Origin of the sequence: Sphingomonas xinjiangensis, assembly GCF_014199255.1 — a bacterium.
In the GTDB taxonomy this organism is placed as follows: Bacteria; Pseudomonadota; Alphaproteobacteria; order Sphingomonadales; family Sphingomonadaceae; genus Sphingomonas; species Sphingomonas xinjiangensis.
In genome coordinates this window covers 55,301-67,099 of record NZ_JACIJF010000011.1, presented here as the reverse complement: position 1 = coordinate 67,099, position 11,799 = coordinate 55,301, and the positions used below count along the sequence as shown (strand labels likewise).

The following is an 11,799-nucleotide window of genomic DNA, read 5'->3' as shown; positions in this document are numbered from 1 at the left end:
TGTGATCGAGCGGTTCCTCACCGGGCTAGCGGCCAAGATGCAGGAGCCGCTCGACACCCAGTACATGATGATCGTGCTGCCCGAGGATCTCGATCCGATGGAGCGGCACCTGCGCTACAGTGTATCGCTCGACGCCGAACTGCGGCTGGCCGGGCTCGGGTGCAGCGAAGGCGGCGCGACCATGCTCAGCGAAGCAGATGTCGACGCCACCGATATCGACCGCGCCCGCGCGCTGCTGCGCCTCCATTTGCCCGAACTCGGCTGCCTGCGAGGTACGCTGGTCCAGTTCGACCAGCTCGAGGACCGTTGGGACGGCGAGCATTGGCTGCTGGCCCAGCCGCTCAGCGTGATCGAGGAATAGCGCACACAGGCCCTTCCACTGCGGGGCCGGGCTCTGTTAGCCTCAGCGCGAATTCAGGGGATTCGCATGCTGCTCGCCCTCGCCATGTTCCTGACCCCGCCGGCGCAGGCGGCCGCGCACCAGGAAGTCGTGATCACGTCCGACACGCGCGACCAGGCGGCAAAGGCGCGACACTATGTCGAGCGGATCTCGGAACCCTTGATGGGCGACGCACCGCTTGCGCGGTTCACCGATCCGGTGTGCGTTGGCAGTGCCGGCCTGCCCAGGGCCGCGGGGCAGGCGGTGGTGGACCGGGTGAGCGAGGTCGCGGCGTCGATCGGACTGCGCGTTGGGGAAACCGGCTGCGCGCCGAACCTGATCGTGGCGTTCGTGGAGGATAGCCGCGCTGCCGTGCGCCGGCTGGCGCGCGCCAATTCGGTCGCGCTGAACAGCCAGTCGCTGGCCGATGTTGCCCGGATCGTGCGCGAACCCGGCCATGCCCGCGCCTGGATCGAAGTGGAAACGCGCAGCCGCGACGGCGACCGGCCGGTCCGTGACACGGACGATCCCAAGGTGCTGCGGACGCACAGCCCAACGCGCCTGTCCTCCCCCACGCGTCGCGACGTGGTGAGTGCCACCGTGCTGATCGATCGCGGCGCCATGGCGGGGCGCAGCCTGGCTCAAGTGGCCGATTATGCCGCGATGCGCGCGCTCACCGGCGCGAAGCTGCGCGGCCAGGCGGATGGGGGTTCGATCCTGGCGCTGTTCACCCCAGAAGGCGACGCGCGTGCCCCCGCCACGCTCAGCGCATTCGACCGCGCCTATCTGGAAGGGCTGTATGCCGGGCGCGGCGATTTGCTGCCGCGCATGAAGAAGAATGCGATCGTGTCGCACATGGTACGCGGGCCGGTGCGGCGGGGCGCCGTGACTGCGCCGTAACGCCGCGTCGAACCGGCCGGCGGTTTACCGGCTGTACCGGCGGTGGAGCAGATAGACGATCAGCGCGATGGCCCCGCCGGCGCCAAGCACCGGCAGGATCACCAGGCCGGCGTCCCGAACGCGGCCAAAGGCAGTTTCGATCGCTTCGCCGAACCAATAGCCCAGGCCGACGAACACGGTTCCCCATACTATTGCCGCAGCGGCATTGAGGAACAGAAAGGTGCGCGCCGGAAGCTGCGTGGTGCCGATCGCGATCGGGCTCACCGTCCGCAGCCCATAAAGGAAGCGGAAGGCGAAGACGAACATCGCGGGATGCCGCTCGAAGATGCGCAGCGCCCGGACAAAGGCGGGCCGCGTCTGCATGCGTTGCACGAAAGGACGGTCGCGGAAGCGCCGCCCCAATAGGAAGAACAGCTGGTCGGCGATGAACGAACCACCCGCCGCCGCCGCGGCGGCCGGCCAGAACGGCAACAGCCCATGATGCACCATCGTCCCGCCGATCAGGACAATCGTCTCGCCTTCGATCCCGGCGCCCAGGAACAGCCCCAACAGGCCATAGTTCGCGATGAATTGTTCAAGGGAGATCGGGGAACCTCGCGGATTGGTGCCTCCACCGGGTTCCGGCGCATGACTCGACAGAGATCATGCGCCGGACGGCCGATTACCAGATGCGGACGCGATCCGCGGGGGCGAGATACTGCTTCTGGTCCGGCGTGATCTTCCAGGCGGCGTACCACGCATCGACATTGCGCAGCGGGTTCACTGCGCGGATCTGCCCGGGTGAGTGCGGATCGCTGACCAGTTGCTGTTGCAGCGCCTCTTTGCGGAACAAGGTGCGCCACACCTGACCCCAGCCCAGGAAGAAGCGCTGGTCGCCAGTGAAGCCGTCGATCACCCGCGCCTTCTTGCCGTCCAAGGATGTATGATACGCGTCCAGCGCGATCAGCACGCCGCCCAGATCGCCGATATTCTCGCCCATCGATGCGCGGCCGTTGATGTGGACGCCCGGCAGCCCTTCGAAGGTATAGGCTTCATATTGCGCGCCGAGCCGTACTGCCTGCGCCTCGAACTTGGTCGCATCCTCGCCAGTCCACCAGTCGCGCAGCACGCCGTTGCCGTCGGACTTGCGGCCCTGGTCGTCGAAGCCGTGGCTGATCTCGTGCCCGATCACCCCGCCAATGCCGCCATAATTGACTGCGTCGTCGGCCTTGGGATCGAAAAAGGGCGGCTGCAGGATCGCGGCGGGGAAGACGATCTCGTTCTTGACCGAATTGTAATAGGCGTTGACCGTCTGCGGCGTCATGCCCCACTCGGCCTTGTCGACCGGCAGTGCGATGCGGTTGCGGCGGTAATCCCATTCGAAGCGGCTGGCGCGCTCGGCATTGCCGACCAGGTCGCCGGGCTTCACTTCCAGCGCCGAATAGTCGCGCCACTTCTCTGGATAGCCCACCTTCACGGTGAAGCCCTTCAGCTTGGCCTGGGCCTGTTCCTTGGTGACCGGGCTCATCCAGGGAAGCTTGTCGATGCGCCCGGCAAGCGCCACGCGCAGATTGGCGACCAGCGTATCCATCTTGGCCTTGGACGCGGGCGGAAAATAGAGCGCGACATAGTCGCGGCCGACGCCTTCGCCCACGGCACGCTCGGTGAAGGCGACTGCGCGCTTCCAGCGCTCGCGCTGCTCGGGCTGGCCGTTGAGGAACTTGGAGCGGAACTCGAACTGGGCGTCGACAAAGCGCTTGGAGAGCAACGGCGCAATGTCGTCGGCGGTGCGGAACGCCTGCCACGCCTTCAACGTGTCGAGCTCGGTGTCGGCATAGAGCTTGGCGATCGCCGGGAATGCGGTGTTCTGCGCGACGATGGCGCGCTCGGCCTTGGCCACGCCCGCCGCTTGCCAGAACGCGTCCCAGGGGAAGCCGGGCGACCGGGCCTTGAGTTCGGCCAGCGTGGTGAGATTGTAGGTCTTGTCGCGGTCGCGGCTCTGCGCGCGCGTCCAATGCGCCTGGGCGAGCTTGGTCTCCATCGCGACCACATTGCCTGCCGCCGCTTCGGCATTGGGCCAGCCCGCCATGGACAGCATCTGCGCGAGATATTGGCGATAACGTGCGACCTGCGGCGCGAACTTGGCGTCGAGATACAATTCGCGGTCGCCAAGGCCGAGGCCCGACTGGCGCAGGTAAAGCGAATAGATGTCGGGCTGCTTGGCGTCGTCGTTGACGCCCGGCGCGAAGAAGCTGGCGCCGAAGCCGCCAAGCGAAGCGCCCATCAGGCGGGCGATATCATCCTTGGACGTCGCGGCCTTGATCGGCTGGAGCCGCTGGGTGAGCGGCTGCGCGTCGAGCCGCTCGGCGGCGGCTTCGTCCAGATAGCCGCTATACAGGATTGCGGCCTTCATCCGGTCGGGATGCGCGGTGTCGCTGGCGCTGTAGCCCGAAATCAGGCTCCGCAGGCGCATCTCGGACAAGTCGCGCAGCACGGCGAAGGCGCCATAGGAGGAGCGGTCCGCAGGAATCTGGGTTTTGGCCACCCAGCTGCCGTTGACGAAGCGGAACCAGTCGTCGCCCGGCTTCACGCTGCGGTCCATGCCGGCGATATCGAAGCCCCAGGGGCCGTAGCTGGTGGCGGCGGCGGTATCGGCGGCGTGGTCGGGGGCGGGTGCGGCGGGCGGTGCCGCTTGCTGGCTGAGCGCCGGAGCGGCGAGGGCGGCAGCGGACAGCGTGGTCGCCAGCAGGATATGCTTCAGGTTCAAGGATTCGTCTCCGAAATCAGGCGCTTATTGGCCTGTCGGAGCAATCTACACGGCAAACCGGGGTTGGCAATCAACCTTCCCCCCTCGCTTCAGCGGGGGAGGATATCCCTCACCACAACACACCCGCTTTGTCCGGTTTCATCGGCTCGGGCGCCTCGTCGCCGATCGCCTGGAGCAGGTCGATCTCGATCGTGCGGCACATGGCGCAAAGCGGCAGGTCGTGCGCGGTGTTGGCGAACGGATCGACCAGGTCGTCACCGATCGCCAGCACGATCAGGAACATGAGGCCCGCGATGGTCGAACCCAGCGGCGTCGCCAGTCCCAGCGTCTCGACGAGCCCGATCGGCAGCAGGATGCAGAACAGGTGCGTGAAGATCGTCGGGAAAAAGCGATATTGGTTGGGCAGCGGCGTGTTCTTTAGCCGCTCCATGCCGCCCTGCGCGTTGGCGATGTCGATCAGCACGCTTTCCATTGCGGTCTGCTGGATGGTGTCGATCCAGCCATTTTGCCGCGCCAGGTTGATCCGGCGGCTGGTGCCATCGACAATGCCGTTGGCCACGTTGGTGCGGGCGAGCGCGAAATCGGCTTCGCCCTTCGACAGGAAGCGATGCACTTCCGCGTCCACCGGCTGCCGGCGCAACTGGCACCGCAGCGCATTCACATATGCGATCTGGCGCAGCACGATGGTGCGCTTCATGTCCAGCGCTTCATCGTCGGGCAAAAAGTTGCGGGCCTGTCGCGCCAGGTTGCGGCTGGCGTTGATCATCAGCCCCCACAGCCCGCGCCCTTCCCACCAGCGCTGATAGGCCGAGTTGCTGCGGAAGCCGAGGAACAGCGCCAGCGCCGATCCGAACAGCGTCAGCGGCAGCGATGGCGCGCGGAACGGCAGGAGGAAATAGGTGATCGTGACGATCACGTCCCACACGAACAGAAGCGCAAGCGGCTTCCAGATTTCGCGAACGACTTGTTTGAAGCTGGGGGCGGCGGTGACAATCATGGTTCGCTCATACGCTTGTCAGCGGGGTAGGGCTCCCGTCACGAAGCCTCGGGCGCGCCGGTCGGCGTGTTTCCGGCGTTCGACATGGCGGCAGCGGTGCCCGATGCCGGACGCAGCTCGAACCATTCGGGCCGATCGATCGCGACCAGAAAGGCAAGTGTGCACAGGCCAAAGGCCAGCAGGAACAGCGACGCGCGAAGCTGCTCGAACAACGGCTTCTTCTCATTGTCATTGGGCTGCATGGGCGACTCCCTTGGTGGTTGTTGAGGGTCAGATAGGATGCGTGGCCTGTCTGTGTATGTGCGGGACGTAACGAACCTTTGCTGCGCCGCAGCAGAGCGCCGGACCGTTGTGCTGAATCGGCGAATGGAGGGGTTGCGCGCCCGGCGCCAGCGGCTAAGACACGGACATTCGCAAGGACCCGGTGCAAATCCGGGTGGCTCTTCTGGCCGCCGATCCGCCAGACAATTGCACACTGCCGGCGATCCGCCGCTCTTTTCCGCAGCTGCGTGGCATGTGCCGAATGCATGGCCTTTCTCGAATGACTAGCTCGCTTGCCCGGCTTCGCGCCGAATGGCTTCCCAGCGGCGTCCAGGCGCGCCGCGACATCCTGGCCGGGATCGTCGTCGCGCTGGCGCTGATCCCCGAGGCGATCGGCTTCTCGATCATCTCCGGCGTCGATCCGCGCGTCGGGCTCTACGCCTCCGTGGCGATCGCCATCGTCATTTCGTTCCTCGGCGGCCGGCCCGGCATGATCTCGGCCGCGACCGCGGCGGTGGCAGTGGTGGTGACGCCGCTGGTGCGTGACCATGGCGTCGAATATCTGTTCGCGGCAACCATCCTGATGGGCGTGATCCAGATCATCGCCGGGCTGCTGCGGCTGAACCTGCTGATGCAGTTCGTGTCGCGCTCGGTGATCACCGGCTTCGTCAACGCGCTGGCCATCCTGATCTTCATGGCGCAGCTGCCGCAGCTGACCGGCGTGAGCTGGCACACCTATGCGATGATCGCCGGGGGGCTGGCGATCATCTACCTGGTGCCGCGCGTGACCAAGGCGGTGCCTTCGCCGCTGGTGGCGATCCTGGTGCTCGCGGCGCTCAGCATCGGGCTTGGGCTGCCGGTGCGCACGGTCGGCGACATGGGGCAATTGCCGCAAGGGCTGCCCAGCCTGGCTTGGCCGAACGTACCGCTGACGCTCGAAACGCTGCGGATCATCCTCCCTTATTCGCTCACCATGGCGGCGGTGGGGCTGCTCGAATCGATGATGACTGCGCAGATCGTCGACGGCATGACCGATACCGACAGCGACAAGCGCCGCGAATGCCTGGGGCAGGGCGGCGCCAACATGGTCGCGGCATTGTTCGGCGGCATGGGCGGCTGCGCGATGATCGGCCAGTCGGTGATCAACGTGACGTCGGGCGGGCGCGCGCGGCTGTCGACCTTCACCGCGGGCGCGTTCCTGATGTTCCTGCTCGCGGTGCTCGGACCCTGGGTGGGGCGAATACCGATGCCCGCCTTGGTCGCCGTGATGATCATGGTGTCGATCGGCACGTTCAGCTGGAACTCTATCCCCAATCTGCGCCGCCATCCGCCGACATCGTCGGTGGTGATGCTGGTGACGGTGGTGGTTGTGGTGGCGACGAGCGATTTGGCGCAGGGCGTTCTGGCGGGCGTGCTGCTGTCGGGGATCTTCTTCGCCGGCAAGGTGCGCCGCATGTTCTCGGTCGAGCGCAGCGTCTCCGACGACGGCCGCACTGCGACCTACACCATCACCGGTCAGGTCTTCTTCGCGTCGGTCGACAGATTTACCCAGTCTTTCCAAGGGGATGAAAGCGCGCAGCGCATCGTCATCGACGCGTCGGCGGCGCATTTCTGGGATATCTCGGCCGTTTTCAGCGTCGACAAGATAGTGGCCAAGCTCCGCCGCGAAGGGCGCGAGGTCGAAGTCGTCGGCTATAACCAAGCGAGCCGCGACTTGGTCGACCGCTTCGCCCTGCACGACAAGACCGGCGTCGAAATGGGCGTGGTCCCGCATTGACGATGCGCGCCCCCGGTCCACATAGGACGCGCCTACCCACGCTCGCGAGGAGTTCAGCATGCCAACCGTTCTAGTCACCGGCGCCACCGCCGGAATCGGCGCGGCAACCGTCCGCGCCTTCGCCGCGGCGGGCTGGCATGTCATCGCCACGGGGCGGCGGAAAGATCGGCTGGAGTCTCTCACGACAATCATCAGCGAGAACCGCGTCCACCCCCTGGCCTTCGACGTACGCGACGAAGCGGCTCTGGACGAAGCGTTGGCATCGCTGCCCGAGCCGTTCCGCGACCTCGACCTGCTGGTCAACAATGCCGGCCTCGCGCTCGGCACAGAGCCGGCGCAAGACGCCGCGCTGTCCAATTGGCAGACGATGATCGATACCAATATAACCGCGCTCGTGTCGGTGACTCACAAGCTGCTGCCCCAGCTGATCGCGCGCAAGGGCGGGATCATCAACCTTTCGTCGGTGGCCGCGAGCTATCCTTATGCTGGGGGCAATGTGTACGGCGCGACCAAGGCTTTCGTGCGCCAGTTCAGCCTGAACCTGCGTTCCGACCTGCTCGGCACGGGCGTTCGCGTGACGTCGATCGAGCCCGGCATGGTGGAAACCGAGTTCACCCTGGTGCGCACCGGCAGCCAGGAAGCGTCGGACAAGCTCTATGGCGGCGTGAACCCGATGACCGCCGAAGACATCGCCAAGACGATCCTGTGGGTTGCCGAGCAGCCTGCGCACCTGAACATCAACACGCTGGAGTTGATGCCGGTGAACCAGGCGTTCGCCGGCTTTGCGGTGCACCGCAAGGGCTGATCCTTGTTAGGCTGCTGAACCGCTTTCGCTTTCGCTTCGTTGGCGCGGCGAAGGGAGAGCGGCCTTGAAGATCCATCACCTCAATTGCGGGACCGATTGTCCATTGGGCGGCGCGCTGTTCGACGGACGCAGCGTCGGGCTGACCGGGCATCTGGTGTGCCATTGCCTGCTGATCGAAACCGACGCGCACGGGCTGGTGCTGATCGACACCGGCTATGGGCTGCGCGACGTCGACCACCCGCATCGCGACCCGGCGCGGATCACGCGGGCGATGCGGACGATGCTCAACATCAAGCTGCTCGAGGAGGAGACGGCGATCCGCCAGATCCAGGCGCTGGGCTTTGCCGGGCAGGATGTGCGGCACATCGTGCTGACGCATCTGGACTTCGACCATGCCGGCGGGCTGGAGGATTTTCCGTTCGCCACCGTGCATGTGATGGAAAAGGAGTTCGCCGCCGCGACGGGGCCGCGCAAGGGTTTCGTGCCGCGCAACCGCTATCGCCCGGCGCAGTTCGACGAAGTGGCGAACTGGCGCCGTTATACGAGCACGGGCGAGCCCTGGTTCGGGTTCGACGCGGTACGTGGGCTGGAAGGACTGCCGCCCGAGATCCTGATGGTGCCGCTGCCGGGGCATACTTGGGGGCATGCGGGGATCGCGATCGACCGCGGCCGCGAGGGGTGGCTGCTCCATGCCGGCGACGCCTATTTCTACCGCGGCGAGATGCGCCAGGCGACGCGGCACTGCACGCCCGGCTTGCGCGGATACCAGACAATGATGGAGGTTTCGCGCACGCAGCGGCTCGCGAACCAGGAGCGGGTGCGGCGGCTGTCGGTGGAGCGTGCTGGCGAGGTGAAGATATTGTGCGCGCACGATCCCGTGGAGTTCGAGCGCGCGGTTGCGGGGCAGATGTTGTGACGCGATCCTTCCTGAACGGGAAGGATCGTGGCACCCGATCGGCTTGCGCTGCGTTCCGCCATCATGCGCGTCTTTCTCGACTTCGAAGCGTCGTCCCTGTCCAAGCACAGTTATCCGATCGAAGTCGGCTGGGTGTTCGAGGACGGCACGTCCGAAGCGCATCTGATCCGTCCGGCGCCCGAATGGACCGAGTGGGACCCCGAAGCTGAGGCGATCCACCACATCACCCGAGCCCAGCTGGAGCGAGACGGCACGCCATACGACGCCGTTGCCGCGCGGATGGTCGCGGTGCTGAGTGGGCATGACTTGTTTGCCAGCGCGCCGTCCTGGGACGGCAAGTGGCTGAGCACCTTGCTGCGCGCAGCGGGGCTGCCGCGGCACGGCTTGCGGCTGCGTGACAGCGACGATCTATTGCTGGAGACCGCGCGCGAAGGGTTGCGGGAGCGGATGGCGGCGGACCGGCTGGAAGAGGAAGCCGCGAACCTAGTGGCGTTGTGCGAAGTGCGCCGATCTGGCGCGCCGCCGGCGCACCGGGCGCTTGCCGACGCACAGGAGGAGCATGCTCACTGGCTGGCAGTGCGGACTGCGGCCCTCCCGCAATAAGTCGTCCCCGGCCAAGGCCGGGGAACGGCATTGTCGAGCGCCTTAATCCTGCTTGCCCGAGCCGGGCTCGGAGAGCGCGCGGTGGATTCGGGCGGCTGCCAGAGCGGGCTCACATCCGCGACCCCGGCCATGACCTTGTTCTTGAGCAACGGCACGATTTTGTGCTTGTCAGCCATCAGCGCATCGGAGCGGGCCTTGGCGACCACCGCAGGATCATCCTTGTTCTCCATCTGGCCGGCGCGGGCGTCCGTCATCTCGGCGCGGCTGAAGAAGTTGATTTCGGTCACGCTGGGCATCAGCACGGTGACCGCCATGCCGGTGTCCTTCAGCTCGTTGCGGAGCGCCTCGCCGAACCAGCGCAGGAAGATCTTGGTGGTGCCATACACTGCTCCGAACGGATCGGGCATCGTCGCAGCGACCGGCGAGGTGAACAGGATCTTGCCGCTGTCGCGCGCGACCATGTCCTTCAACACCAGCTTGGTGAGCTGCACTGCGCCGCGCACGTTCGGGTCGATCATCTTGAGTTCGCGCTGCAGGCCGGTTTCGACGAAGGCCCACCCAAGCCGACGCCGGCGTTGACGCACAGCGCCTCGACCGGGGCCGATCGCCTAAATGCGGCAAACGGGCTGTTCACGCCATTCTGGGGTCGACAGGTCGGAGGCATGACCTTCCACCCCTGCTCCGCTCGCCGACAGGGTGGCGGCGGCGTCGCGCAGATGCGCCGCATCTTCGGCGGCGATCAGCACGTCATAGCCATTGTCGGCGAACTTCTTGGCGGGTTCGTAGCCGATACCATTCGAGCCGCCGGTAACTACCGCAAGCGGCCGATTTTCGCTTCCGAACATGCGCTTACTCCTAGAGGGATGTACCGGACAGAACCTTGGGCGGCGGCGATGTCCCCCCCACCCGGGGGCAGCGCGGCTGGCTTGCTCCGCACGCGCGCGAGGGCTAGCGAAGGCGCATGACCGATACCGCCAAGCCACTCGATTATGTCGACCTGAACCTCGATGCGTCACTCGACCGCCTGTTCGCGCTGATGCGCATCCAGTCGATCTCGACCGACCCGGCTTATGCCGAGCATTGCCGGACCGCGGCGCAGCTGCTGTCCGACGAACTGACCGAGTTGGGCTTTGCGGCGCGCGTGGCGCCGACGCCGGGACACCCGATGGTGGTTGCGCATCACGACGGCCCAGAGAACGAGCGCGCGCCGCATGTGCTGTTCTATGGCCATTACGATGTGCAGCCGATCGACCCGGTGGAGCTGTGGCGGCGCGACCCGTTCGATCCAGTGATCGAGACGCGCGCAGATGGATCGAAGATGATCGTCGGGCGCGGATCGTCCGACGACAAGGGCCAACTGCGCACCTTCCTGGAAGCGTGCCGAGCCTGGAAGGAAACCACGGGCACGCTGCCGTGCCGCGTGACGATCCTGATCGAAGGCGAGGAAGAATCGGGGTCGGAAAGCCTGGAGCCGTTCCTTCATGCTGCCGCCGAAGAGTTGAAGGCCGATTTTGCGCTGATCTGCGACACGTCGATGTGGGACACGCAGACTCCGGGGCTGACCATCGGGCTGCGTGGCATGGCGGGCGGCCAAGTGACCGTGCGCGGGCCGAGCCGCGACTTGCATTCGGGGCTGTATGGCGGGCCGGCGCGCAACCCGCTCCAACTGCTCGCGACCATCCTGGCCGAGATGAAGGATACCGATGGGCGGGTGACGCTCGACGGCTTCTATGACGGGGTCCATGACCTCAGCGCCGATGTGCAGGCGAGCTGGGATGCGCTCGGCTTCAACGCCGGGCAGTTCCTGGGGGATGTCGGGCTGAGCGTCCCTGCCGGCGAAACCGGCTATGGCGCGCTCGAGCAGAGCTGGGCACGCCCGACCGCCGAGATCAATGGCATGTGGGGCGGCTATATCGGCGAAGGCTACAAGACGGTCATTCCCGCTGAGGCGCATGCGAAATTGAGCTTTCGCCTGGTGGGTGATCAGGACCCGGATCAGGTGTGGGAGGCGTTCCAGGCGCATGTCCGGGCGCGGCTGCCCGCCGACTGCACCGCCGAGTTCAAGACACGGGGCGGTTCGCGGGCGATCAGCCTGGCGAGCGACAGCGCCCCGGTGGCGGCGACGCGCGCTGCGCTGGACGCGGAATGGGGCAAGTCGGCGCTGCTGGCGAGCGGGGGATCGATCCCAGTGGTTAATTCGATCAAGACGATCCTGGGGATGGACAGCGTGATGGTGGGCTTCGCGCTGAACGACGACCAAATCCATTCGCCCAACGAGAAATACGACCTCAAGAGCTTTCACAAGGGGATCCGCTCCTGGGTGCGCATCCTGGCGCAGCTGGGGGCGATGCAGCAGGTTGAGGCGAGCGAGGCGGTTCCCGCCTAAGTGCTTGACAGGACTGGCCGGCGAGGCGG

General features: G+C 66.1%; 11 protein-coding genes, 1 pseudogene and 1 other annotated feature. Of the genes and pseudogenes, 7 read left to right on the top strand and 5 right to left on the bottom strand.

Features of this window, described 5'->3' with window-relative positions; translation table 11 throughout:
- Position 1: 1 nt before the first annotated feature.
- A complete protein-coding gene (locus FHT02_RS15805) occupies positions 2-361 on the top strand; it encodes a hypothetical protein (RefSeq protein WP_184089770.1) in 360 nt (119 codons plus the stop codon).
- Between the two features lie 66 nt (positions 362-427).
- A complete protein-coding gene (locus FHT02_RS15800) occupies positions 428-1,279 on the top strand; it encodes a hypothetical protein (protein ID WP_184089767.1) in 852 nt (283 codons plus the stop codon).
- A gap of 24 nt (positions 1,280-1,303) precedes the next feature.
- On the opposite strand, the gene FHT02_RS15795 is transcribed toward FHT02_RS15800, so the two are convergent.
- From FHT02_RS15795 to FHT02_RS15780, 4 genes are all read right to left on the bottom strand, one after another.
- Positions 1,304-1,828 (bottom strand): DedA family protein, encoded by a 525-nt coding sequence (locus FHT02_RS15795; protein ID WP_246352451.1) that lies wholly within the window; start codon positions 1,826-1,828, stop codon positions 1,304-1,306.
- Positions 1,829-1,940: 112 nt separating this feature from the next.
- Positions 1,941-4,025, bottom strand: coding sequence for a M13 family metallopeptidase (locus FHT02_RS15790; protein ID WP_184089764.1), 2,085 nt, complete (start codon positions 4,023-4,025; stop codon positions 1,941-1,943).
- 109 nt (positions 4,026-4,134) lie between these two features.
- A complete protein-coding gene (locus tag FHT02_RS15785; protein ID WP_184089761.1) occupies positions 4,135-5,022 on the bottom strand; it encodes a bestrophin family protein in 888 nt (295 codons plus the stop codon).
- A gap of 38 nt (positions 5,023-5,060) precedes the next feature.
- A complete protein-coding gene (locus FHT02_RS15780) occupies positions 5,061-5,264 on the bottom strand; it encodes a hypothetical protein (RefSeq protein WP_184089758.1) in 204 nt (67 codons plus the stop codon).
- A gap of 172 nt (positions 5,265-5,436) precedes the next feature.
- Positions 5,437-5,492, top strand: a sequence feature (sul1 is cis-regulatory element that is thought to sense ions involved in sulfur or methionine metabolism; They are found in Alphaproteobacteria).
- A gap of 71 nt (positions 5,493-5,563) precedes the next feature.
- On the opposite strand from FHT02_RS15780, the gene FHT02_RS15775 reads away from it, so the two are divergent.
- The 4 genes from FHT02_RS15775 to FHT02_RS15760 all read left to right on the top strand — a co-directional run bounded on the left by FHT02_RS15775 (position 5,564) and on the right by FHT02_RS15760 (position 9,384).
- Positions 5,564-7,060 (top strand): SulP family inorganic anion transporter, encoded by a 1,497-nt coding sequence (locus FHT02_RS15775; RefSeq protein WP_184089754.1) that lies wholly within the window; start codon positions 5,564-5,566, stop codon positions 7,058-7,060.
- A 58-nt stretch (positions 7,061-7,118) separates the two neighbouring features.
- Positions 7,119-7,865: an SDR family NAD(P)-dependent oxidoreductase gene (locus FHT02_RS15770; protein WP_184089751.1), complete on the top strand. Its 747-nt coding sequence runs from the start codon at positions 7,119-7,121 to the stop codon at positions 7,863-7,865.
- Positions 7,866-7,929: 64 nt separating this feature from the next.
- Positions 7,930-8,781 (top strand): MBL fold metallo-hydrolase, encoded by an 852-nt coding sequence (locus tag FHT02_RS15765; RefSeq protein WP_184089748.1) that lies wholly within the window; start codon positions 7,930-7,932, stop codon positions 8,779-8,781.
- 27 nt (positions 8,782-8,808) lie between these two features.
- Positions 8,809-9,384, top strand: a complete 576-nt coding sequence (locus tag FHT02_RS15760) for a 3'-5' exonuclease (RefSeq protein WP_343056973.1) — start codon at positions 8,809-8,811, stop codon at positions 9,382-9,384.
- Here the strand turns inward: FHT02_RS15760 and FHT02_RS21360 are convergent.
- Positions 9,345-10,229, bottom strand: a pseudogene (locus tag FHT02_RS21360) (SDR family NAD(P)-dependent oxidoreductase). The gene FHT02_RS15760 and the pseudogene FHT02_RS21360 sit on opposite strands and share 40 nt — an antisense overlap.
- 116 nt (positions 10,230-10,345) lie before the next feature.
- Here FHT02_RS21360 and FHT02_RS15750 point away from each other — a divergent pair.
- Positions 10,346-11,770 (top strand): M20/M25/M40 family metallo-hydrolase, encoded by a 1,425-nt coding sequence (locus FHT02_RS15750; RefSeq protein ID WP_184089745.1) that lies wholly within the window; start codon positions 10,346-10,348, stop codon positions 11,768-11,770.
- Positions 11,771-11,799 lie beyond the last annotated feature (29 nt).